Origin of the sequence: Niallia sp. FSL K6-0212, assembly GCF_038007605.1 — a bacterium.
Classification (GTDB): domain Bacteria; phylum Bacillota; class Bacilli; order Bacillales; family Cytobacillaceae; genus Niallia; species Niallia circulans.
This window is the reverse complement of sequence record NZ_JBBOXL010000001.1, coordinates 975,852-999,383: the sequence shown is the minus strand read 5'-3', so window position 1 is coordinate 999,383 and position 23,532 is coordinate 975,852. Positions and strand designations below refer to the sequence as shown.

Annotated in this window: 22 protein-coding genes; 15 read left to right on the top strand and 7 right to left on the bottom strand. The window is 37.5% G+C overall.

All coding sequences use genetic code 11. The annotated features are described in order from the left end of the window. Positions 1 to 136: 136 nt before the first annotated feature. A complete protein-coding gene (locus MHH96_RS04555) occupies positions 137 to 1,093 on the top strand; it encodes a LacI family DNA-binding transcriptional regulator (protein ID WP_328282808.1) in 957 nt (318 codons plus the stop codon). A gap of 191 nt (positions 1,094 to 1,284) precedes the next feature. Here the strand turns inward: MHH96_RS04555 and hxlB are convergent, their stop codons facing one another. The 7 genes from hxlB to MHH96_RS04520 form a co-directional block, all read right to left on the bottom strand. Next, positions 1,285 to 1,833, bottom strand: a complete 549-nt coding sequence (gene hxlB / locus MHH96_RS04550; protein WP_328282809.1) for a 6-phospho-3-hexuloisomerase — start codon at positions 1,831 to 1,833, stop codon at positions 1,285 to 1,287. Continuing rightward, positions 1,826 to 2,443 carry a 3-hexulose-6-phosphate synthase gene (gene hxlA, locus MHH96_RS04545; protein ID WP_047940856.1) on the bottom strand — a complete coding sequence of 206 codons (618 nt, stop codon included), beginning with the start codon at positions 2,441 to 2,443 and terminating at the stop codon, positions 1,826 to 1,828. The genes hxlB and hxlA overlap by 8 nt, the downstream gene beginning before the upstream one ends. Before the next feature lie 137 nt (positions 2,444 to 2,580). After that, complete coding sequence (locus tag MHH96_RS04540) at positions 2,581 to 3,585, bottom strand: LacI family DNA-binding transcriptional regulator (RefSeq protein ID WP_095321987.1); 1,005 nt, start codon at positions 3,583 to 3,585, stop codon at positions 2,581 to 2,583. 91 nt (positions 3,586 to 3,676) lie between these two features. Beyond that, the gene (locus MHH96_RS04535) at positions 3,677 to 4,957 is read right to left on the bottom strand and encodes an MFS transporter (RefSeq protein ID WP_047940854.1); all 1,281 of its coding nucleotides are present in this window, start codon (positions 4,955 to 4,957) and stop codon (positions 3,677 to 3,679) included. Beyond that, the gene (locus MHH96_RS04530) at positions 4,954 to 5,919 is read right to left on the bottom strand and encodes a sugar kinase (protein WP_341116805.1); all 966 of its coding nucleotides are present in this window, start codon (positions 5,917 to 5,919) and stop codon (positions 4,954 to 4,956) included. Before MHH96_RS04530 ends, MHH96_RS04535 begins: the two co-directional genes overlap by 4 nt. Next, positions 5,906 to 6,691, bottom strand: coding sequence for a hypothetical protein (locus MHH96_RS04525; RefSeq protein WP_053215589.1), 786 nt, complete (start codon positions 6,689 to 6,691; stop codon positions 5,906 to 5,908). The genes MHH96_RS04530 and MHH96_RS04525 overlap by 14 nt, the downstream gene beginning before the upstream one ends. 265 nt (positions 6,692 to 6,956) lie before the next feature. Continuing rightward, complete coding sequence (locus tag MHH96_RS04520; RefSeq protein WP_047940852.1) at positions 6,957 to 8,324, bottom strand: MATE family efflux transporter; 1,368 nt, start codon at positions 8,322 to 8,324, stop codon at positions 6,957 to 6,959. Between the two features lie 322 nt (positions 8,325 to 8,646). Here MHH96_RS04520 and MHH96_RS04515 point away from each other — a divergent pair, with 322 nt between their 5' ends. The 14 genes from MHH96_RS04515 (at position 8,647) to MHH96_RS04450 (ending at position 23,520) form a co-directional block, all read left to right on the top strand. After that, positions 8,647 to 9,846 (top strand): MFS transporter, encoded by a 1,200-nt coding sequence (locus MHH96_RS04515; RefSeq protein ID WP_047940851.1) that lies wholly within the window; start codon positions 8,647 to 8,649, stop codon positions 9,844 to 9,846. A gap of 481 nt (positions 9,847 to 10,327) precedes the next feature. After that, on the top strand, positions 10,328 to 11,347 hold the full coding sequence (locus tag MHH96_RS04510) for a PTS transporter subunit IIC (RefSeq protein WP_047940850.1): 1,020 nt from the start codon (positions 10,328 to 10,330) through the stop codon (positions 11,345 to 11,347). A gap of 76 nt (positions 11,348 to 11,423) precedes the next feature. Next, the gene (locus MHH96_RS04505) at positions 11,424 to 12,947 is read left to right on the top strand and encodes a PucR family transcriptional regulator (RefSeq protein ID WP_047940849.1); all 1,524 of its coding nucleotides are present in this window, start codon (positions 11,424 to 11,426) and stop codon (positions 12,945 to 12,947) included. A gap of 130 nt (positions 12,948 to 13,077) precedes the next feature. Beyond that, positions 13,078 to 13,707: an aspartate/glutamate racemase family protein gene (locus MHH96_RS04500; protein WP_047940848.1), complete on the top strand. Its 630-nt coding sequence runs from the start codon at positions 13,078 to 13,080 to the stop codon at positions 13,705 to 13,707. A 231-nt stretch (positions 13,708 to 13,938) separates the two neighbouring features. Beyond that, the gene (locus MHH96_RS04495; protein WP_341116804.1) at positions 13,939 to 15,564 is read left to right on the top strand and encodes an OPT/YSL family transporter; all 1,626 of its coding nucleotides are present in this window, start codon (positions 13,939 to 13,941) and stop codon (positions 15,562 to 15,564) included. Positions 15,565 to 15,575: 11 nt separating this feature from the next. Then, positions 15,576 to 16,631, top strand: coding sequence for a DUF917 domain-containing protein (locus tag MHH96_RS04490; protein WP_047940846.1), 1,056 nt, complete (start codon positions 15,576 to 15,578; stop codon positions 16,629 to 16,631). 18 nt (positions 16,632 to 16,649) lie between these two features. Further along, on the top strand, positions 16,650 to 17,600 hold the full coding sequence (locus MHH96_RS04485) for a DUF1177 domain-containing protein (protein WP_047940845.1): 951 nt from the start codon (positions 16,650 to 16,652) through the stop codon (positions 17,598 to 17,600). 85 nt (positions 17,601 to 17,685) lie between these two features. Further along, entirely contained in the window at positions 17,686 to 18,354 is a 669-nt protein-coding gene (locus MHH96_RS04480) for an AroM family protein (protein ID WP_047940844.1), read from the top strand. A 13-nt stretch (positions 18,355 to 18,367) separates the two neighbouring features. Beyond that, the gene (locus tag MHH96_RS04475; RefSeq protein WP_047940843.1) at positions 18,368 to 19,315 is read left to right on the top strand and encodes an aminopeptidase; all 948 of its coding nucleotides are present in this window, start codon (positions 18,368 to 18,370) and stop codon (positions 19,313 to 19,315) included. A gap of 16 nt (positions 19,316 to 19,331) precedes the next feature. Further along, entirely contained in the window at positions 19,332 to 20,192 is an 861-nt protein-coding gene (locus MHH96_RS04470; protein WP_053215588.1) for an NADPH-dependent oxidoreductase, read from the top strand. Positions 20,193 to 20,206: 14 nt separating this feature from the next. Further along, a complete protein-coding gene (locus MHH96_RS04465) occupies positions 20,207 to 20,740 on the top strand; it encodes a nitroreductase family protein (RefSeq protein WP_047940842.1) in 534 nt (177 codons plus the stop codon). Further along, the gene (locus tag MHH96_RS04460; RefSeq protein WP_144544840.1) at positions 20,721 to 21,026 is read left to right on the top strand and encodes a DUF6092 family protein; all 306 of its coding nucleotides are present in this window, start codon (positions 20,721 to 20,723) and stop codon (positions 21,024 to 21,026) included. The genes MHH96_RS04465 and MHH96_RS04460 overlap by 20 nt, the downstream gene beginning before the upstream one ends. 421 nt (positions 21,027 to 21,447) lie before the next feature. Beyond that, positions 21,448 to 22,806 (top strand): FAD-dependent oxidoreductase, encoded by a 1,359-nt coding sequence (locus tag MHH96_RS04455; protein WP_047940840.1) that lies wholly within the window; start codon positions 21,448 to 21,450, stop codon positions 22,804 to 22,806. 105 nt (positions 22,807 to 22,911) lie between these two features. Beyond that, on the top strand, positions 22,912 to 23,520 hold the full coding sequence (locus MHH96_RS04450; protein WP_047941037.1) for a DNA-3-methyladenine glycosylase: 609 nt from the start codon (positions 22,912 to 22,914) through the stop codon (positions 23,518 to 23,520). Positions 23,521 to 23,532: the final 12 nt, after the last annotated feature.

The following is a 23,532-nucleotide window of genomic DNA, read 5'->3' as shown; positions in this document are numbered from 1 at the left end:
TTATAAAAAAGTTTAGTTTAAATATAATAGTGAATAATTATTTGTTGTAGAATAAATGAAGTAGTATAATAAATCGCTTTCAATAATTAGTAATCTAATGGATAGAGAAATTTAAATTTATACTGGGGGAGTTCCATTGGCAACACTTTCAGATGTGGCAAAAAAAGCAAATGTCTCAAAGATGACTGTTTCAAGAGTGTTAAATCATCCCGAGCAGGTAACAGATGAATTAAAACAGCTTGTATATAAAGCAATGGAAGAATTAAATTATGTTCCTAATTATGCGGCAAGAGCATTGGTTAATAATCGAACACAAGTGATTAAATTACTGATTTTAGAAGAAATGGATACGGTTGAACCTTATTATATGAATTTATTAACGGGAATGAGCAGGGAGCTGGATAAGAACCATTATTCCTTACAGCTAGTAACAAGGACATCGCTTAATATAGGAAAGTGTGATGGCATCATTGTTACGGGTATGCGTGAATCTGACTATGCTTTTATTGAAAAATTAACAATTCCGGTTGTATTATTTGGAGAGAATTTGCATGGATTTGATTTTGTCGATGTGGATAACAAAAAAGGGACATACGTTACGACTAAACATATTTTAGACCTAGGATATAAGCAGCTAATTTTTATCGGAATTGATGAGAAAGAGCCTTTTGGGCAGCTTCGTGAGGCAGGGTACGTAGATGCAATTTCTGAGAATGCTATAGAAGGAAAAATTATAAGAGTAGCAAATAGTTCAAGAGCAGCAGAGGCAAAGGTTTCTGAATTCCTATCAAAGAATGATGGTGAATTTGGATTTGTTTGCGCTTCTGACCGCATTGCAACAGGGGTGATTCGAGCAATCCAGAAGGCAGGGAAAAGTGTGCCAGAAGACTACGCAGTAACTGGGTTTGATGGCGTCTTTCTAGATAGAATCTCATCACCGAAAATTACCACAATTAAGCAGCCCTTAATGGAAATGGGAGAGGCTTGTGCACGCATGCTCCTAAAAAAAATTAATGAACGAAACAAAAATCAAGGGAAACATATTTTTGAGCCGAAGCTCATTGTTCGTGAATCGACCATTCTAGAAGAGTAGAGTGATTTAACCATTTTTAGCAATTGTCAATTCGTGTTTTGGCGAGGGCAAACAATAGCAGTGATAATAAGAGGATTGTTCTTTTATGATAAAAAACAGCCGATATGCTCTTCAAAAGAGACACAATAAAAAATACCCGCTAAGGAGCACGTACACACAGTCACTCGCTTCTACGGGTATTTATTAAGCCATTATTCCATATTGCTGTGTCTCTTAAAGGCTTCCTCAAATCCAATCTCGTTTAGCTCAGCAAAATTTAGACAAATGGTATCAAAGACAATATGGGCACACTGATCAAATAATGAGCCTAAGGGCTGGATAGACTTTATCTCATTTGCCTGCCGATATTTCGTGCTTGCCGGAATGCAGATTGTATGGGTTGCTTCTTCCACAAGTGGAGAGCTAGGATCAGTAGTTAAGACTAACACAGTGCACCCTAGTTTATGAGCCGTTTCAGCCGTCCAAATAACAGACTTTGTTTTCCCAGAACCAGAAATAGCGACTAATATATCTTCAGAAGAAAGAGCAGGAGTAATGGTCTCTCCCACTACATAAACGGTTGCTCCTAAATGCATTAATCTCATGGCAAAGGATTTGGCCATGAGCCCAGATCGTCCTTCTCCCACGACAAAAATTCTTCTTATTTCTCTAATTAATGCGGCTGTATCAATTAATAAGTTCTCATTGACTTGTGACAAAACGACTTGAATTTCCTGTTGAATAGCTGTAAGCTTACTCATTGGATAATACCTCCTGATTAAATTGTCTTGCTACCTTTGCTGGATCGGCAGCCTTCGTAATAGCGGAGCCAATAATGGCTATATCGATGCCGCTTTTTTGAAGCTGTGGGATAGAATCGATAGTAATTCCGCCTGCCGCTGCAATTGGGGTTAGGCAGAAAGTGCCGGTTTCCCATTCGCTTTTCCCATTTAATTCTTGCTCATCCTTACTTATATGGTAGCAAAAAATAGCATCCTTAATCGTGGCAAGTGATATCATTTGTTCTCTGGACGTGTTTAATAAATCAATCATTACTTTTTTTTGCTTCTTTTTTGCTACTTCCATACATGTCTCAATGGTTACTTTTGGGGCTGTTCCCATAACTGTGATGATATCTGCCCCGGCAGCAAAGCTAATCTCTGCTTCATATTTCGCATTATCCATTGTTTTCGTGTCAGCAAGGATTTTTTTATGAGGAAATGCTTTTCTCATTTGGCGGACGCTGTCTATTCCAAATTCCTTGATTAGAGAGGTCCCAACTTCAATCCAGTCAATATCAGCTTCTACTAACTGGGCTATACGAATTGCTTCAGAAATAGTTAATCGGTCCAAAGCTAATTGAATAATCATTGTTAACCGTCCTTTCTTTCAATACTAAACCGGTTTATTTAAACGGTAAAAATTTTTAATAGATTAATGGAACAGTATAGAAGCGTTATTCTGCTCATCTCAATAAGTTTAGAAGGAACGCTTCTCAGATAGATCTTTTATATTTTCTTTATTGAGGATTGTCTAACAATTAATTCACAAGGATAAATAATTTTTTCTACTTTAAAATGTTCCTTGTTAACTTGTTTTAATAATATTTCCGTAGCCTTTTTTCCCATTTCAAATGCAGGCTGTGCAATCATAGTCATTGGAGGATTAGAAAGATGTGCAAAAGGAAAATTATCAAAAACAATTAGGGATACATCTTCAGGAATACGTAGTTTCTTTTCCTGTAAAAATGCTAAAGTCTCTAAGAACACTAAATCATTACCTGCTAGAATAGCAGTAGGTGGGTTCTTTTTTTGAAATAGGTGATGTAATTCATTCTTCACATTTTCTATTTCTGAGCTAATAATATTGTCTTCGCAAATGTCTATAGAGTTTTCTAGCAAAGCTTTCTTATAGCCTTCAATTCGTTCTTTTCTTGTCGAAATAGTTAATGGCTGTGTCAAAATAGCTATATTTCTGTGCCCATTTTCCAAAAATAATTTAATTGCGTGATAGCTTGATTCTACATTTGTGGATAGAATAAAAGGAGCATCTATTTCCGGAATATCTCGATCCATAAAGACAACGGGATAATCTTCCTCTATCATTTTGGCATAAATATCGGTGTTTTGCCCTGTTGGAAAAATAATCAGACCATCTACCTGTTTGGCACGCAATGTTTCTATATATGTTCGTTCCTTTTTGGGATTGTTATCAGCGTTGCAGATGATTGCCTGATAATCATGTTCGAAACAGTAATCTTCAATAGAACGGCAGATTTCTGTCGAAAATCGATGGACAATATCAGCAACAATAATTCCAATCATAGAAGTTTTCTTTTGTTTTAGGCTCCGTGCAATATAATTGGGATGATACCCTAGTTGTTCAATGGCACTTTTGATTTTTTTCCTTGTGTCTTCTCCCATATATTCATAACGCTTGTTGATATATTGTGAAACGGTGCTTTTAGAGACACCTGCATATTTCGCTACATCCGCCATGGTTACTTTCGCCATTTGTTTTCCTCTCTCGCTACTTTAATAGATTCTTTTTTAGTATAAAACAATCTACCGTTACAAGAAAGCGAAAGAGGAAAACGCTTAAAAATTAGTCATGCAATGGTTGCTGTGCTAATTTTTCTATTACCTTCTTTTCCTTTTTTGTAGCAATAATTGTTAAAATAGCTGACAATAATAAGGATATTGCCATGAAATTATAAGAAGCTCCAAAACCACCAGTTAAATCATTTAAATAGCCAACGATATAGGCTCCAGCGAAAGAACCTAATGCTCCCATACTATTGATTAATGCCATTGCCCCGCCAGAGACGTTTCTAGGAAGGATTTCTGGAATAATCGCAAAGAAAGGGCCATAAGGTGCATACATTGCTCCTCCAGCAATAGAAAGGAGAATAAAGGATAACCAGAAATTACTTGTGCCAATTAAATAGGAGCCATAGAAGCAAATTGCTCCAATTAAGAGAAATGGATAGACAAAAAGTTTGCGATTTTGATATTTATCTGAGAAATAAGAAACCGCTAACATTAACACACATGCTAGTACATAAGGAATTGATGCAAGCCAGCCCGTTGTTACAATACTTGCATTTGGGGCTGAATTAATAATAGTAGGAAGCCACATCACAAAACCATATACGCCAATACTCCAAAGTGCATATTGAAGACTAAGCAGGATAACAGTCTTTGACTTAAATGCTTCACGATAGTCCTTAACTGGTTTAAGTTCTTTTTGTTCTTCTAACAAAGCTTGATGAATGGCAGCCTTTTCGTCGCTGTTAAGCCATTTTGCATCTTTCGGATGATCATTGACTAGTTTCCACCATAAAAATGCCCAGATAACGGCAGGTAAACCTTCTAATATAAACATCCATCTCCAACCGAGAGATTCAAGAATATAACCAGATACAATACTCATCCATAAAACGGTTGCCGGATTTCCTAGAATGAGGAAGGTATTTGCGCGAGAACGCTCTGCCTTTGTAAACCAATGACTTAGAAATACTAGCATCGCAGGCATAACAGCACTTTCTACTACCCCTAAGCTAAAGCGTATAACGAATAATATGTTCACATTGGAAATGAGGCCAGTGGCTGTTGCTAAGAAACCCCAAAGGATTAATGACCAAAATATTAGTTTTTTTGCGCTCTTATTCTCTGCGTAATGAGCTCCTGGAATTTGAAAGAAGAAATATCCTAAAAAGAATAACGCGCCAAGCAGAGAAGAGGTAGCCGCAGTAATATTTAAATCCTCTGCCAAGCCGCCAGCAGCTCCAAAACTATAATTTGCTCTGTCTAAATAAGCTAAGCTATAAGTAATAAAAACAATCGGGATAAGACGAATCCATCTTTTTTTAGAAAGGGTATTCATATACGTACACTCCTTTGAGATTGATTGTTTATAAAATGCCTAAGTTCTTGTTTATCCGGATAGCCAGTATTGTCACCAAGCGATTGTACAGCTAATGCACCAATTGCATTTCCTCGCTGCACGGATTCCTCTACAGTAAGACCTTCTAAGAACCCACTTATTACTCCAACAGCAAAGCCGTCCCCTGCACCAACTGTATCAATCACCTTTGCTACAGGATAGCCATAGATGGTTCCTTCTTCTGTAGGGGATTTATAATAGGCACCTCGCGCGCCAAGTTTGATGATAACTAATTCCACGCCAGCGTCTAAATAATAGGAACCAATATCAGCAGGTGTTTGATAGCCCGTTAGTTTGATGCCTTCCTCTAATCCTGGTAATACATAGTTCGCTTGTTTTGCGAAGAAATTGATGGTATCTACCATTTCCTTTTCTGAATTCCAAAGATTTGGCCTTAAATTTGGATCAAAAGAAACCTTTTTACGCTCCCTTTTAAAAAACGATAAAGCATGCTGAGCAAAATCTCTAGTTTCTAAGGAAAGTGCTAATGGAATCCCAGTCATATGCAGATGCTTTGCTTTCTGAAAATAATCTTCATCAAAGTCCGCGATAGCTAGATGGCTTGCAGCAGAGCCTTTTCGGAAATATTGGACTTCTGGATCACCTTTGGTTACCCGTGACTTTAATTGAAATCCAGTTGGGAAATATGCATCTGTCATAATTTGTTCTATATGAACTCGATTCCTTTGGAGGTTTTCCCTTATAAATTTTCCAAAGGTATCAGCACCAACTTTACTTACAAAGCTAGCTTTATATCCTAATTTAGCTAAGCCGATTGCTACATTTGTTTCCGCACCTGCCAGTTCCATTGTAAAATGCTGTACCTCATGTAGTGGGCCGCAAGAGTCGGCTATAAACATTGCCATGGCTTCGCCAAATGTAATGACATCAATTGAGTGCATGTGATTTTTCCCTCCCTTGATTTGCATGGACAATCTCTATAAATTTATTAATCTCCAAGCTTGATCTCTCCAAGGAAAACTCCAATGCTCTCGGAATGGCAGCCGGAATCAAATAATCCATTTTTCGCCAAAATGCATTTGGATCAAGTGGTAAGGGATCGGTAAAAAAATGCTTGCCTTGTTTAAATACATGTTTTAAATGAAAATAAAAAATATATGGTTGGAAAATTTGAAATGCTGTCAATGCATCTTCCTCCTGAATTATCCAGTTGCCTATATCAAATGTCATTTTGATTGGCATCTCCAAATTAGAAGCGTTTTCAAAAAAGGATGCTAACGGCTGGATTTTTCCCCCTTCCATTGTTTGATCATTTTCCACTAATAAGGAAAGAGAAGGGTAGTTCTGGATGATGTTCCATAAGGAGTGCAGCTCTGATTTGTTCTCCAAATAATGTCCCAGGGGGAGCTTAACCCATTTTGCTGAGAGAATCCTGCTCTCCTCCAAGATAGTATGAAGTGCTTGCTCGTTTACAGCACCCGCATTGTTCCAAACTGGAATGGGAGCAGAGTAAACGGTAAATAAGTTAGAATGCTGGAGAATAGGCTGTATAAGCTGTAAGGTTGTTAGCAATTCCTCTTCATGTAATAATTCTCTCCTAATTTCAATTCCGGAGGCTTTTGATTTTGCAATGATTGAAATGGCTTGAAGTAAATCTTTCGTTGCTATTTTTTCGTCAAAAAAGGAGTTCAAAGGGATATATATAGCAGACATTTATATCTCACCTTTCATAAAACGATTTAGTAAACCGGTTTAGTGATATTATAAATGGAATGAAAGCGCTTTTCAATAATTAATTCAATAATTAGGGAAAAAGTAGGAGAAGGGGATAATATGAACATTATTGGGGAGGGTATTCGCGAAAAGAGGGGAAGTATTCGCGAAAACACTTGAGAAATTCGCGAAAAAGAAGAGAAAATTCGCGAAAAATACAATTTATCAGCCAAACCCAAAAAAAGGTCTATGTAAAAACACTCTTTTACATAGACCTTTCCGAAATCGAACGATTAACTTTCACTCGTTCCCAAGGTTTTGACTTCCAGCGTCTGAAGGCAAATATTCCTCTAAACCATTCATCTATCCCTTGAGCCAACCAGATACCAAGAAGTCCCAATCCTAATGTAATTCCTAGAGCATAGCTCAGCGTAACGGCAATTCCCCACATGGAGATAATACCAATAATGACAGGGAAGCGAACATCACCGGAGGATTTTAAGGAACTCATTAAGACAATATTCATCGCTCTTCCTGGTTCTGTAAAGACCACTGCCCAGAGAATAGGTAGCCCGATAGCAATAATTTCATAGTTATCTGTAAATAGCTCTAATATTGGCTGGCCGATTAATGCCATTACAAGGGCTGCCGCTAATGAAACGATCATGGCAAGTCTAAGTGTTTTAATGCCTCGTTTCAATGCACGGTCAAACTGCTTCCCGCCAATATAACGTGCAACCAGAAGCTGAGTACCTTCAGCAATTGCTAAAGTAAATAAATAGCAGATCATGGAAATATTACTAATATATACTCTGGCTGCTAAGGAGGCATCTCCTAGAGAAGCAACCATTGCAGTAATCATAAGCTGTGAAAATTGATACGATAAATTTTCTCCCGCAGAAGGAATGCCGATATAGAGCATATCTCGAATATCTTGTTTATTGACTTTGATGAAATCCTTAACGGAAAAGGTTAAAGCAATTCTTTTATAAACAAGATAAAGCAAAACAAGCACAGCAAATGTACGAGCTATAACGATAGTCCATGAAACACCAATGACACCTGTGATAGGTAAACCAAAAACACCAAGAATACTAATGGCATAACCGGATACGCTAATTACATTCATCAAAACACTAACAATCATGGATTCTTTTGTAAAGCCATGACTTCTTAATATGGCACTAAGTGCAAGTGAGAGAGATTCTAAGAAGAGGGACGCACCACATATACGAACAAATATTAATCCATATTCTAATACTTCACCGCGAATATCGAAAAGTTGTAATAAATGTTCACCGAAGATAACAACGAGGGCTGCAATAATTATGCCGAACCAGAAGTTTAAACCAACCGCAGAGCGTGCAAACCTTCTAGCAAGATTAAGCTCATTAGCCCCAAGTTTTTGCCCGATTAGTATCATGGCAGCAATAGACGTTACATTAAAGACTAGAATAAAAATCCCAAGAAGCTGATTGGCAACTCCTACACCTGCAGCTGCGCTGTCAGAATAATGGCTTAGCATTAAGGTAGCAGTTACTCCCATACCCATGTGTAAAGCAAGTTCAATAAACAGTGGCCAAGATATATTAAAAAGAGACTGATTTTGTATTTTATTTGTTGAAACACTCAACAGGTAAAACTCCCCTTTACATTTTAAAAATAGAAAACATAACAATCATTTTATGCTTATTTGGAAGAAAGTAAAGGGAATGAGAGCATTTTTTTTTAGAAATTTTTCAAAAATCTTGAATATAGTAGTAATTAGCGCTTTTTTTGGAATTATTTATAGGAATAACCCATTATTTACCGTAACATATGCTAAGTATTTTGCCTTTTAACTAAAAAATTATTTGAAATGTAATGAATAGTGTCATGACAAGTGTTATTATAATAGTTAGTTTTTATAATTATACCTATCAGTGGGAACCTAAGGGAAAAATGGGAGGATTACAATGAAAAAGGAAATATCTCAAAGAAAGATTCTTGGTATCGCAGGATTAGGATGGATGTTTGATGCGATGGATGTTGGAATGCTTTCATTTATTATTACTGCTCTCCAAGCAGATTGGGGTTTATCGGGAAAAGAAATGGGCTGGATTGGCAGTATGAATTCGATTGGAATGGCTGTCGGAGCACTTGTTTTTGGATTAATGGCAGATAGAATCGGAAGAAAACATGTATTTATGATTACATTATTACTCTTTTCTATTGGCAGCGGGCTCTCTGCCTTTACTACATCCTTAACTATCTTTCTAATCCTACGTTTTTTCATTGGAATGGGACTTGGTGGGGAACTGCCGGTAGCATCCACACTTGTTTCAGAAAGTGTTCCAAAGGAAAAACGAGGCAGAGTCGTTGTGTTACTTGAAAGCTTTTGGGCATTTGGCTGGTTACTCGCTGCAGTAATCTCCTATTTTGTTATTCCAAAATATGGGTGGCAGGCCGCACTTATAATAAGCGTTCTCCCAGCATTTTACGCTATATATTTACGTTTGCATCTACCTGATTCACCAAAATTTTTAAAAGTAGAAAAAGAGAAAAAGCTAACGATTAGGGAAAGCTTGCAAGCTGTATGGTCGAAGGAAAATCGGAAGCAAACAGCAACCTTATGGATTTTATGGTTCTGTGTAGTCTTTTCTTATTATGGAATGTTTTTATGGCTTCCGAGTGTCATGGTATCTCAAGGCTTTAGTATGATAAAAAGCTTTGAATATGTATTAATTATGACACTAGCACAATTACCGGGATATGCTTTGGCAGCCTATTTAATTGAAAAAGCAGGAAGAAAGTTTGTACTCGTTCTATTTTTAATTGGGACAGCAGGTAGTGCCTTTATGTTTGGGTTAGCGGGAAGCACAGCGATGCTGCTTACTGCAGGGATTCTTTTATCCTTCTTTAACTTAGGTGCATGGGGAGCTCTTTATGCTTATACACCAGAACAATACTCGACCAAGGTCCGAGGAACTGGAGCAGGAATGGCTGCTGCGATTGGAAGAGTTGGCGGAATCTTAGGACCGTTATTAGTTCCCTACCTAACAGCACAAAAGGTTTCGATTCCCGCTATTTTTACTATTTTTTGTATTGCTGTATTAATCGGAGCAGCAGTAGTTCTGTTTTTTGGAAAAGAGACTAAGAATACCGAAATTATTTAGAGTGGCTCGCCACTCTTTTTTTTGTTAAATATTCTAACAAAAGTTCAATTGTGAAAAAAATTTTACATATAACCTTCATATTGATTTTATTTTTCTTGAATAATAATCACTTTTTATATAAAGGGAAGAGGAAGATTACATTCTGATTTCTATGATAGCGTTTTAATAAAGACTGAAATAAAAAAATTATTTACATATTCAGAATATTGGTGATATTATAGCTACACACTAATTAAACGGTTTAGGAGGAGCATGACATGAAGATCAAAACAAATACAGCACTGAATATTATACTCATATTATGCTCTTAGGATTAAATAATCCCTCTTTATTAAAACGGGAATTGTTTAGTCCAGTTTTTGTTATTTAAAAACAAGGCGCTAAACAGTTTGTAAAACTTGAAGGTGCCTATCCATTATTGGACAGGCTTTTTTGTTTTTATCTAGTTAATAATTATTTTCAAATAGAGGAGTAGAGAATGATGAAGAACAAAGAATATTTTATGGAACGAATGTATAAAGCCTCAGCAGGAATGTCAAATGCAGTCCTTGTAACATTAGGAATGGGATTGTTGTTAGAATCGATCGGAAAAGCATTTGGCTGGGATGTTTTAATTCAAATTGGCGGAGTAGCAAAGGTATTGTTAGCACCGGCATTTGGAGCGGGAATTGCCTATCAGTTAGGTGGAAACACATTAGTTATTTTTAGTGCGATGGTCTGTAGTACAATTGGGGGAAATGCGCTGCATGCAACAGATGCTGGAATGGTGCTTGTTTCCGGACAGCCAATCAGTGCAGTATTAGCAGCAGTAGTGGCAACATATGTTGGGAAGTGGATTAACGGAAAAACAATTTTAGATATGGTGGCCATTCCAGCTGCAGCAATTTTAGTTGGAGGAATTGCTGGAGTAGGTTTAGCGGCAGTGACAACTCCAATGCTAGAATGGATTAGTGCCCAAATCACTTCATCGGTTCAAGGCTCACCTTTAGTAGCGCCAATGGTTATCTCGTTAGTATGGAGCATCCTGCTGATGACTCCAGCATCATCAGCAGCTTTAGCAATTGCATTGCAAATGGATCCAGTGTCAAGTGCGGCAGCGTTAATCGGGTGTACGGTACAATTTGTTGGATTTACAGCGATGTCTCTACGTCAAAATGATTTAGGAGGATTTCTTGCACAATCTATCATTACACCAAAAGTACAGTTCCCTAATTTGGTCAAAAACCCATTGTTAATTATTCCACCTTTTGTAGCAGCCGTCATTTGTGCCCCGATTGCAACATTAGGATTCGGATTCACGGCAACGTATGAATTGGCTGGATTAGGATTGAATTCTTTAATTGCGCCAATCAGCATTATGGCCACACAAGGCTTGCATGGATTCTTAATTTATGTGGCAGTAGGTATGGTCCTTCCAATTGTGATTACACTTCCGCTTTATTTCGTGATTCTTCGCGCAGGCTGGGCAAAAGCTGGAGATTTAGCTATGAAAGTACAGTAAAAATTATGAATCGAGGCTTCCGAAAATTAGGAAGCCTCTTTTGATGAAAAGGATAAAAGTAGTGGAGGTGGTAAGAATGAATCAATCGGGTATTACAGTTAATGATTTATTACGACTCCCTGTTTTAAAGGATGCAAAAGTGATAAGTGGGAGGGAAGGGTTAAATAGAAATGTTCAAAATATCGATATTATGGAAGTTCCTGATATCGACGGCTGGTTAAGGGGGGGAGAGTTGCTGCTAACAACAGCTTATTCCATAAGGCATGATCTTTCCTTACTGACAAAGCTTGTGGAGAAATTAGCGCAGGCAAATGCTGCTGCATTAGCGATAAAACCGGAAAGGTATTTACATGAAATGCCAAAAGAGATGATGGAGGTAAGTAATAAATATAATCTTCCCATTATTCAGCTTCCAGTCGGTGTGCCATACATTGATATTACAAATGCTGTCATGGAACAAATTGTAAATAAACATGCTGCTTTACTTAGAAGGTCTGAAGAAATTTATAAGAAGTTAACGACATTGGTTCTTGAAAACAGTGGGATACAAACGGTTGCTGATAATGTATCACAAATGATAGAAGCACCTATTATTCTTTTAGATAAAGCTGGCAAAAAAATTGTTTGCTCCCCAATGGTAGGAAGGATGAACGAATATACGCATATAAAGCAATGGGATATTACAGTAGATAAGGAGCGAGTTGGCAAATTTTTAATTGAAAAAGAGCATTTGGATGAAATGGATAAAATTTGCGTAGAACAGGCACGACTAGTTTTTTCTTTAGAATTAATGAGAAGAAAAACAGCAATGGATACAGAGAATCATTTAAGAGGAAACTTTATTGAAGAACTGCTTGCAGGCATATTTCTCCCTCAAGAAGAAGTGGTGAATAAAGGAAGACAACTTGGATTGGATCCTGAAATAATGTGGGAGATAATCGTGATGGAAAGTGCAAATCTTATGGAGGAAGGTTCACCATTGTTACATGAATTAAGCAGCGTTATAGAATCTGTTAATCTAGCTCATGCTAATAAGGTTTACACACAGAAACAAGGAAATCGGCTTGTTATCCTCTCAGCCGCTCCCTATCAACCTATTATGACAAAGGAAACAAATCAACTATGGATGGAGAAATTAATCCCTCTTATTAAGAAATATACCGATTTTCAAGTAGGATTTGGCGGAAGAGCTTTATTATGGGAGATACATTTAAGTTATTTAGAAGCTAGAAATTCACTTTTAATTGGATTAAGTCTTAATAAAGGGAAAAAAATGTACTTTTATGAAGATATTGAGCTATTTAAGTTGTTACTAGACAGTTCCGACTATGTCAATATGGATCCAGTTATTGAAAGGAAAATAGGTAAGTTAATACAATATGATAAAGAAAATGACAGTGATCTTGTCAAAACGCTCTTTTATTACTTGACTTCTAATGGAAGTCTAAAGGAAACAGCAAATCAATTATATATTCATCGTAACTCAGTAAAATATCGCATTGATAGAATAAAAGAAATAGCAGATATTAAATTAGATACTTTCCAAGAGAAGGTTTTATACTATTGTTGTATATTCTTTCATAACTTTAAGGGTTCCTAAAACAGAGGGGTCTATTGTACTCGGAGCACAATAGCCCCCTCTGTTTTTTGTTTTTTTAGGACATTGTGACAAAAAGACAGAAAAGTTAAAATATAAATATTCAGAAAATTTAAATTTGAGGAGTGGGGATATGATTGGTGTCATTCGTGTTTTTACAACGGAGAATAAAGCAGTCTTGGACCATCATGGCAAAATAATTACAGAATTATATGGATTGCCAACCGTAAATCACTGTATACCAGATCAAGCGTTAGGTATTTATGATAATGCTTCAGAAAAAGAAGCAATCCCAAAAATCGTAGAGTTAGGAAAAAAGATGGAAAGGGAAGGAGCAAGGATACTTGTTATTAGCTGTGCAGCAGACCCTGGGATTGAAGAACTAAGAAAAGCAGTATCTATACCAGTAATAGGAGCGGGAAGTGCTGCTGCATTAACAGCTTTTTCTTTAGGAAAACCTGTAGGGATATTAGGGATAACCCAGGATGTTCCAGAAGTTATGAAGAAGATTTTAGGGGAGCTGTTGGTAGGCTTCAAAGTTCCAGAAGGTGTAGAAAATACGACCGATTTACTGAAAGAGGAAGGGAAGGAAAAGGGGCTGAAGGCTGCTAAAGATCTGTTAGATCAAGGAGCCAAGGTAATTGTGTTTGCTTGCACAGGTTTTTCAACAATTGGACTGGCAGACCAATTGCGTAATGAATTGAGAGTTCCCGTTATTGATGCAGTCGAAGCAGAAGGACAGTTTGCAGCACAGTTATACTGACGTTGTCATATGGACAACCAATTAGTTGATAAAAATTTTTCTCTTCATCGTATGACAATCGTTTTGATTTTCTTTTTTACTAAATAAGAGTAACGAAATAATTGGACTTATTTTTAATATTCTTTATTCACTGGCTTACAATATCAACAACATCGAATGTACCACTTATTTTAGTATGACTCCACTCTTTAATATCAAAATGCTATTTAAAAATAATTTGGAGGCTAGTCTATGAAACAAGTAGAACCAGTAAAAAAACACCCTCGTTTATTTGAACCTGTTTCCCTTATATTTACCATTATTACTGCAGTATTTGGTGCTATTATCGGGATGCAAATTATCGTGTCTTTAGGAGTAACACCCAATACATCTATTATAGGAGCGCTTCTAGCAATGTTGATTGCTAGAATTCCTATTACTATCTTCAAGAAATATAAGTCTATACATAGACAGAATTTAGTACAGACTTCTATATCAGCTGCAACTTTTGGGGCTGCAAATAGTTTGTTAATCCCAATCGGCATTCCCTTTCTAATTGGGGAACCAGATTTAATTATTCCGATGCTCATCGGAGCAGCATTGGCCATGTTTGCAGATGCTGCCATTTTATATAAACTATTTGATTCGAAGCTGTTTCCTGCATCAGGTACATGGGCACCAGGAGTAGCAACAGCACAAGCTATCGTTGCTGGTGATAAGGGAGGAAAACGGGCAGGGCTTCTTGGAATTGGAACACTTATTGGTGTTATCGGCTCGATTTTGCATATTCCGATGTCTGCCTTTGGGGTTGCTTTTATCGGTAACATATGGGCTTTAACTATGTTTGGAATTGGCTTACTATTCCGACAATATTCTATTCCTGTTTTTGGTGTAGATGTAAACGCCCTTTACATCCCACATGGCATTATGATTGGTGCAGGAATTGTGGCGTTAGTCCAAGTTACGCTATTAATCTTTGGAAAAGATAAAAGAAAGCAAAAGGGAAAAAATCAAGAGGTAGCTGCAGCTATGGAAAATGATGTAGACGACTCGAATTATACAACACCTATTTCAGTAGCAAGAAAGACTTTAGGAATTGGCTTTATTGTTTATATTGCGATTGCTTTAATTATTGCTTTAACAGGTGGACTTATTACAGATATGTCATTTGGTATGTTGATTGGATTTCTTATTTTTGCTGCATTTGCCGCATTTGTTCATGAGTTAATCGTTGGTATTGCTGCCATGCATTCAGGGTGGTTTCCAGCCTTTGCGGTTGCCTTTATTACCCTCCTTATCGGTATGATGATTGGTTTTCCGCCTTTAGCACTTGCTTTACTTGCAGGATTCAGTGCCGCGACAGGACCGGCTTTTGCAGATATGGGCTATGACTTTAAAACAGGTCATATTCTACGGGGAAAAGGCGCTGACAAAGAATATGAAATAGATGGAAGAAAACAACAATATATGACGTCATTAGTTGCCTTTGGAGTCGCATTGCTAACAGTGCTAGTCACTTATAAAGGATATTTTGCCAATAATCTTGTTCCACCAATAGATGCTGTCTATGTTTCTACGATTCAGGCAGGCACTTCTATGGAAGTCGCTCGGCAATTATTAATATGGGCTATTCCAGGGGCTATCCTACAAATACTTGGTGGTTCAAGTAGACAGCTAGGAGTAATGTTTGCAACAGGTTTGTTAATTTTAACTCCATATGCAGGCGTTGCAGTATTGGTAGGAATTGCGATTCGTTTAATGTGGGTGAAGAAAAAAGGAAAAAAAGCAGAGACGCCAATGAGTATTTTAGCTGCAGGGTTTATTGCTGGGGATGCACTGTATAGTTTCTTTAACTCTGTATTTAAATTAGGGAAATGAGGAGATGAAACGTGACAATAAAGTTAGATGAACAGATTGTAGAATTTGCTGTATATGGTGGTGCCATACTAGGAGGCGGCGGAGGAGGAAAAATAGAAGATGGACTTCAGATAGGACGCCTTGCTTTAGAGGTTGGTCAGCCTGTCTTAAAAACAGCAGAGGAAATGGCGGATGAAGACTTACTTGTAACGGTTTCGCTAGTTGGTGCTCCAGCAGCTAAAGGGCAGTATGTAAAGCCGGTTCATTATGTCAAAGCAATGGAGCTATTGGCAAGTAAGCTAGATAGACCAATTCAAGGAATTATTACCAATGAAAATGGAGCTGGTACTACAGTAAATGGCTGGTTTCAATCTGCTATGACAGGGTTACCAGTAGTAGATCTGCCTTGTAATGGAAGAGCTCATCCAACTGGCACAATGGGATCATTAAATTTAACAGAGATGCCTACTTATATTTCTCATCAAGCAGCCGTTGGCGGGAAAGGAGATAAGTATGTAGAAATGCTTATCACTGGTTCTCTTGATATAACAGCAAAAGCAGTTCGCCAATTGTCTATTGATGCTGGCGGGTTAGTAGCAGTGGCAAGAAATCCTATCACAGTGGGATACGCAAAGAAAAACGGAGCGAAGGGAGCCATTTCGCAAGCAATTACAGTAGGCAAAGCCTTGCTGTCTAATAAAGGGGAATCTGCTATCGAAGCAGTTGTGTCTGAATTAGGCGGATCTATAGTCACAGAAGGAACAGTAACGGCATGTACTTTAGAAACAATAGGAGGTTTCGATGTAGGAAAAATAACTATTGAAGACTGCTATGATATGACCTTTTGGAACGAGTATATGACAATTGAAAAAAATGGAGTGCGTTTTGGAACCTTTCCAGACCTTATTATGACATTGGATACAAAAACAGCTAGACCTATTGTAACCGCGGAAATGGCAAAAGGTCAGCAAGTAGCTGTTATAACCGTTCCCAAGGAAAAATTACGCTTAAGTAGTACGATGAGTAACCAAAAGTTAATCCAACCAATTGAAAAAATAATAAACAAAAAAATTCTAACTTATCTTTAAAAAGGAGAGATTGATAGAATGGTTTTAAAACAAACTTTAGTAGCATTAGAAACGTTAGATAATGCATTTGTAACAGGAGAAATTGTTGCTGATTTATTTAAAGAATATCCAAATGTACAAACAGATGTTGTAAAAGTAACAGGGGAAAAAGGAAGCACAGATTTTATTAAGATTACCATACCGGGAGCAAAAGGGAAATCTTCTGGTGGAACTGTTCCGACATTAGGTATTATTGGAAGATTAGGGGGCATTGGTGCACGACCAAGCAGAATTGGGTTAGTATCTGATGCTGATGGTGCCGTTGCGGCAATTGCTTCTGCTTTGAAACTAGCAGATATGCAGGTAAAGGGAGATGTACTTGCTGGAGATGTGATTGTTTCCACACATATTTGCCCAGATGCACCAACAAGACCACATGAACCTGTTGACTTTATGGATTCTCCAGTCGATATTTTAACAATGAATAAACATGAAGTAATTCCAGAAATGGACAGTATTATTTCAATTGATACTACAAAAGGAAATAGAGTGATCAATCATAAAGGAATTGCTCTTTCTCCAACAGTAAAAGAAGGCTACATTCTTCGAGTTAGTGAGGACTTACTAAGAATTATGGAAATGACGACAGGGAAATTTCCAGTCACCTTCCCTGTCACTTCACAAGATATAACACCATATGGAAATGATTTATACCATATCAATTCCATTTTGCAGCCATCTGTTGCGACAGACGCACCAGTTATTGGCTTGGCAATAACAGCTCAATCAATCGTCCCAGGGTGTGGCACGGGGGCTAGTCACGAAACAGATATTGCGGATGCCGTTCGTTTTTCTATAGAGGTTGCAAAGGAAATAGCTAATGGAACTTGCGAATTTTATGATAAAGATGAATTTAATAGAATGACAACCTTATATGGTTCCATGAAAGTCCTGCAAACAATGGGGAAAGCTGTTTCTCCTCAGTCTTAACCAAGTAAGAAAAGAGAGGGGGGCATTGCTTCCTCTCTTTCCTTATAGTAGAGGAGAGAATGACTTATAAAAAGGAGTTGTTTATATGAAAAAGCTTGGAATGATTACAATTGGTCAAGCTCCAAGAACGGATGTTGCCCCAATTGTAGAGAAGTGTGTAAACAAAGCGGAACTTATCCAAGTTGGAGTATTAGATGGGATGTCGAAAGATTATATTGAGACAAATCTATATCCTGAAGAAGGCGATTATGTTTTAACCTCCAGACTAGTAACAAATGAGTCGGTAGTTATGTCTCGCGAAAAAATAAAGCCAATTTTACAGGAGAAAATCTATTATTTAGAGAATATGGGAATAAACCAAATATTGCTGTTGTGCACTGGTGTTTTTCCAGGGCTGCAAACAAGGAAAGCTTATTTAATTGAACCTGATCATATCATTCCCCCCACCATTCACGCATTAGTAGGAAATAGAAGACTGGGTGTAATTGTTCCACTTAAGGAACAAATAAAGACGTCTCTTCCTAAATATGCCCCCTTAGGGTTAAAACCTATTTTTAGTGTGGCATCACCATATAATATGAGTATAGAAACTTTTAAGAATGCAGCTAAAGAATTAAAGAAGGAAGCAGATATAATTTTGTTGGATTGTATGGGATATACAGAGAATGCCAGAGAGATGGTAGCAGAAATAGCTAATAAACCAGTCATTCTCTCCAATGCAATCATGGCAAAATTAGTATCAGAAATGATATAGGGAGAGGATAAAAATGAACGAAAAAATGATAGAAACAAGCAAAAATGTTCTTGCTAACTGTTTAGGCATAAAAGAAGGAGAGTTATTTCTCGTTGTCACAGATGAAGCAAAGAAGGAAATAGCTGAATCCATATATGAAGCTGGTAAAGCGTTACACGCTGAAACGATGCTTATTGTTATGCAGGACAGAGAAAAGTCGGGACAAGAGCCACCAGCAACTGTTGCAGCGGCCATGAAAGCAGCAGATGTGGCTGTTTGTGTAACGGCACATTCCTTAACCCATACACAAGCTAGAAAAGAAGCAGTAGAGACAGGAACAAGGCTTGCGACCATGCCAGGAATAACAAAGGATATGTTCTTAGAAGGAGCCATTTCTGCGGATTATGAACAAGTGAGAATTCTTACGGAAGAAATAACGGAGCAGCTTACAAAGGGAAAGCAGGTCAAAATTGAAAAAGACGGTTATTGTTTAGCATTTGATATGACAGAAAGGCAGGGCATCCCAAGTACGGGAATGTACTTACACCCCGGGGAATCGGGTAATCTGCCGTCTGGAGAAGCATATATTGCACCAGTAGAAGGAACTGCAGCTGGTACCATTGTAGTGGATGGCTCTGTGGCTGGAATAGGAAAGCTAAGTACTCCGCTTAAGCTTAAGATAGAAGAAGGTCGCTTAGTGGAGGCAGAAGGAGAAGAAGGAGAGCAATTATTAAAGATATTAGGCAATGGGGAAGGCAGAATGCTCGCAGAATTTGGGATAGGAACAAATGATAAGGCAAGGATCACAGGTGTGGTATTAGAGGATGAAAAAGTATACGGGACCATTCATATAGCTTTTGGTAGCAATGACACGTTTGGTGGAACAGTTTCAGCAGGCGTTCATATAGATGGAGTTGTCACCCAACCTACCGTTTATATAGATGATGCATTATTGATGGAGAAAGGCGTACTGATAAAATAGCAAGGTGGTGACTTGAGTGAGGGAATATTCGAAACGGGAAACGAGAATTGAGTTAGAAGGCTTATCAAAAGAGGAGCATTTACTTAATGAAACGATTGAGGTACTTACTGCTCATGAGTCAGTAAGGGCTTTTCAATCAAAAGATATTCCGGCAAACATTCTTCAAACGATTATAACTGCAGCTAGAAGTGCACCAACCTCTTCAAACTTGCAGGCGTATAGCATTATTGTAATAAAGGATGAAAAAAGGAAATCACGGTTAGCTACCCTTTCTGGCGAACAGTCATTTATCCATGAGGCACCTGTGTTTCTAGTCTTCTGTGCAGATATTTACCGTTTGAAATACGTGACAGAATCACAAGGATATTCTTTTCTAGCCAATACGCTAGAAATGTTTCTTCTTTCCTCAATGGACGCCACCCTTGCTCTGCAAAATGCAGTAGTGGCTGCGGAAGCGTTAGGATTAGGTTGTGTACCTGTTGGTTCTATTCGAAACCATCCCGATGCGGTTGCAGAGGAGCTCGGCCTACCCGCAGGCGTATTTGCTGTTTCGGGATTATCGATAGGCATTGAAAAAGAAGGCACAAGACGAGGCGTAAAGCCGAGATTACCAGAAAAAGTAATGGTTCATCAGGAAAAATATTCAATAGAAAATCTTGACGAGTCATTAGAACAATACGATCATACGATGATTTCTCGTAAAACCTACGATGGCCGTAGAGTCTCCTTAGCTGGAGAACCAGAAAAGCAGGGGAAGGACTACGGATGGAAAGAACATACTGCTAGAAGATGCACAAGGCCAGAAACAATCGCTGCCTCAGCAAGCTTAAGAGAAAATTTGAAGAACGTATTAGAAAGTAGAGGCTTTTCTTTTTAAGGGAGGAATGGATATTGGATGTATTGGAGGCAATAAAAACAAGAAGAAGTTCACGCTCATTTGCAGAACGAGGCGGATTACCTATAGAAGTAGTCGATTCAATTGAACAAAGTATTTTACATAGTCCGTCAGGGAGCAATGCTCAAGAATCTCACTTCCTCATAGTCCAGAACAAAGAGCAGATAAAAAGAATAAAAAGATTTTCCCCAGGTCTATCAGGAGATCCGGCGGCTGTTATTGTGTTGTGCTCCAACCCTGCAGAAGCTCTCCATAAAGGCGGAAAAGATTCGGAAGAAGTATTGCGTTTTGTTAATTTAGGAATAGTCGCTGCCTATATTCTTTTATCTACCCATTCATTAGGTATCGGAAATTGCCCAGTTAGATCCTTTCATAAAAAAGCCATCAAGGAATTGTTGGCGCTTCCACATGAGATGGAGCCAGAGCTTCTCATCAGTTTAGGCTATTCAAAAGAATCTCCAAGAAAGAAAAAAAACAGGGCAAAAGAGGAGGTAATTTCTTTTGACAGATATGGAAACATACAAAAATGAGAAGCTAGTAGAACTTGTTAGAGATTATAGCGGCTATATTCTTACAAGTGCAAAAGGGCTGTATCGAGAGCCTGCTCATTATGGACCACTAAGAATGGTTGGCGCATTGGAACGTACCTTAGTCTTGTTAACAGAACTTGGAATAGAGGATAAGGAAATGGAAGAAGTATTATCCTTCATACGAAAAGAGGGGTGGCGTGCTTTATCAGATCCTTTGGGATATGAGAAAGCATTAGACAAATCGATTGATCAGCTAGTTGAGCTTACCGTGCAAAGTAAGGAGTAGAAGTACTTAAAAAGTGTTTTTGGAGTTTGCAGATAATAGAGACTAGGAAAACGTTATTCAACCGAAGACAAACCCAGCCAATGATACCAAAAATATTATTGGCTGGGTTTTAATTCATTTAAAAAGAAAGATTGTTGTAATTACAGAGAGCCTGAATACAATGTTTTACTTTCGATGAAGCGGTCGCTTCCTTTTCCCCATTATAGTTTGTTTATTTCCAGCTACTTTTTTAACTCTAATATTGGAATATATTTCTATGTTTTATTTTGTGAATTCAATCACAAAATACTTGCATTAAGAAATATTCGATGTATAATAAAGATGTGAACAGAATGTGAATTCTATCACAATATATGTGATTTTTTTCGCTAATCAAGTGAAGGATTTCACATTCAATCTATTACAAAAGGAGTTTTTATACATGAAAGTAGTTGTAATTGGATGTACACATGCTGGGACAGCGGCAGTAAAAACATTAGCAAATGTAAATAAAAATATAGATATAACTGTTTATGAAAAAAATAATAATGTTTCCTTTTTATCTTGTGGAATTGCTTTATATGTTGGCGGTGTTGCCAAAGATGCGAGTCAGTTATTTTATTCTTCACCAGAAGAGTTAAAAGCGCTTGGCGCAACGATGCATATGGAGCATGAAGTCCTAGAAATTGATACAGAAAACAAGCAAGTACGCGTGAAAGACTTACAAACAGGAGAAGAAAAGATTGATCCATATGATAAGTTAGTAATGACTACTGGCTCATGGCCAATAATTCCACCAATTGATGGAATTAATCTGGATAATATTTTGCTTTCTAAAAACTATAATCAAGCAAATGAAATAATTGAGCGCTCTAAGAATGTAAGAAATGTTACCGTAATTGGGGCGGGATATATTGGTGTTGAGTTAGTGGAAGCATTTGCGTTAAATGGAAAAAACGTGACGTTAATTGATAGTGAGGACAGAATTCTAAATAAATATTTAGATAAAGAGTTTACAGATGTGGTTGAGGCAGAATTTGCGGAGCGTAACATTCACTTAGCTTTACAACAAACAGTAACAAAATTTGCAGGTGATGAACGAGGAAAAGTAACAAAGGTTTATACCACAAAAGGAGAATATGAAACAGATTTAGTTATCTTATGTGTGGGCTTTAGACCAAACACAAATCTGTTAAAAGGTAAAGTAGACCTGCTTCCTAATGGTGCTATTAAAATTAATGAATATATGCAGTCAAGTAATCCAGATATTTATGCAGCAGGTGACAGCTGTGCTGTTAATTATAATCCAACTGGAGAAAAAATGTATATCCCCCTTGCAACAAATGCTGTTCGAATGGGAACACTTGTCGGCTATAATATTGCTGGACGACCATTGAAATATATGGGAACACAAGGAACTTCTGGATTGCATATTTTTGGCTTAAATATGGCATCTACCGGATTAACAGAAGTTACGGCTAAATTAAATAATATCCCTTATGAAGTAACAGAAGTAATCGATAATGATCGTCCAGAATTTATGCCGACATTTCATGAAATTCGTTTAAAAGTACTTTTCCATCAAGAGACAAGAGAAATTTTGGGGGCACAATTAATTTCAAAAGCAGATGTGACACAAATGATGAATACATTATCTGTATGTATTCAAACTAAAATGACGATTGATGAATTAGGATTTATCGATTTCTTCTTTCAACCGCATTTTAACAAACCGTGGAATACATTAAATCAAGCTGGATTAGCAGCTATAGCGAAACAAAAAGAACTTGTTAAGCAATAAGCACTAGGTGAAAAGAATCATCTCTTTTTATAAAGGGATGATTCTTTCTTTTTTGGGGGAAAGAAACGTATACTAGAAGAAATATAATAGGAGAGAGAGACGATGATTGATTATATAAACCAGTCAACAGAAGAAATAGCACAAGTACTTTTAGGAAAAAAACTTATTCATAAAACGCCGGTACATACGTATAGTGGTTATATTGTAGAGACGGAAGCCTATGTTGGGATAGAAGATATGGCTTGTCATAGCTATGCAGGAAGACGCACGCCTCGATTGGAATCGATGTATAAGTCAGGTGGAACAATCTATATTTATACGATGCATACCCACCATATGTTAAATATTGTTACAAAAGAAGAGGGAAATCCCCAGGCTGTTCTTATCCGAGCGATTGAACCTTTTGAAGGAATAGAAGAGATGGAAAAGAATCGACAAGCAAATGGAGTAAATGTATGTAATGGACCTGGGAAGCTTACAAAAGCAATGGAAATCACCAAAGCTTTAAATGGTATCTTAATAAATGAAGAATCTTTACGGATTGTAGATGGGAAAGTACCATCCCAAATAATTGAGTCTCCGAGAATTGGGATTCCAAATAAAGAGGAATGGACGCTAAAACCATTACGATATTATGTAAAAGGGCACCCCTGCGTATCAGGAATGAAAAAAGGCGAGATGCTTTCTGCTGCAGATTATTGGCATTATGGATAATGGATAATTTGT

Bases quoted from the DNA above. Each gene is read 5' to 3' on its own strand.
- hxlB (WP_328282809.1), bottom strand. From the start codon at position 1,833: ATGAGTAAGCTTACAGCTATTCAACAGGAAATTCAAGTCGTTTTGTCA.
- hxlA (WP_047940856.1), bottom strand. From the start codon at position 2,443: ATGATTATTCAATTAGCTTTGGACCGATTAACTATTTCTGAAGCAATT.
- MHH96_RS04540 (WP_095321987.1), bottom strand. From the start codon at position 3,585: ATGGCGAAAGTAACCATGGCGGATGTAGCGAAATATGCAGGTGTCTCT.
- MHH96_RS04535 (WP_047940854.1), bottom strand. From the start codon at position 4,957: ATGAATACCCTTTCTAAAAAAAGATGGATTCGTCTTATCCCGATTGTT.
- MHH96_RS04530 (WP_341116805.1), bottom strand. From the start codon at position 5,919: ATGCACTCAATTGATGTCATTACATTTGGCGAAGCCATGGCAATGTTT.
- MHH96_RS04525 (WP_053215589.1), bottom strand. From the start codon at position 6,691: ATGTCTGCTATATATATCCCTTTGAACTCCTTTTTTGACGAAAAAATA.
- MHH96_RS04515 (WP_047940851.1), top strand. From the start codon at position 8,647: ATGAAAAAGGAAATATCTCAAAGAAAGATTCTTGGTATCGCAGGATTA.
- MHH96_RS04510 (WP_047940850.1), top strand. From the start codon at position 10,328: ATGAAGAACAAAGAATATTTTATGGAACGAATGTATAAAGCCTCAGCA.
- MHH96_RS04505 (WP_047940849.1), top strand. From the start codon at position 11,424: ATGAATCAATCGGGTATTACAGTTAATGATTTATTACGACTCCCTGTT.
- MHH96_RS04500 (WP_047940848.1), top strand. From the start codon at position 13,078: ATGATTGGTGTCATTCGTGTTTTTACAACGGAGAATAAAGCAGTCTTG.
- MHH96_RS04495 (WP_341116804.1), top strand. From the start codon at position 13,939: ATGAAACAAGTAGAACCAGTAAAAAAACACCCTCGTTTATTTGAACCT.
- MHH96_RS04485 (WP_047940845.1), top strand. From the start codon at position 16,650: ATGGTTTTAAAACAAACTTTAGTAGCATTAGAAACGTTAGATAATGCA.
- MHH96_RS04480 (WP_047940844.1), top strand. From the start codon at position 17,686: ATGAAAAAGCTTGGAATGATTACAATTGGTCAAGCTCCAAGAACGGAT.
- MHH96_RS04475 (WP_047940843.1), top strand. From the start codon at position 18,368: ATGAACGAAAAAATGATAGAAACAAGCAAAAATGTTCTTGCTAACTGT.
- MHH96_RS04460 (WP_144544840.1), top strand. From the start codon at position 20,721: ATGGAAACATACAAAAATGAGAAGCTAGTAGAACTTGTTAGAGATTAT.
- MHH96_RS04455 (WP_047940840.1), top strand. From the start codon at position 21,448: ATGAAAGTAGTTGTAATTGGATGTACACATGCTGGGACAGCGGCAGTA.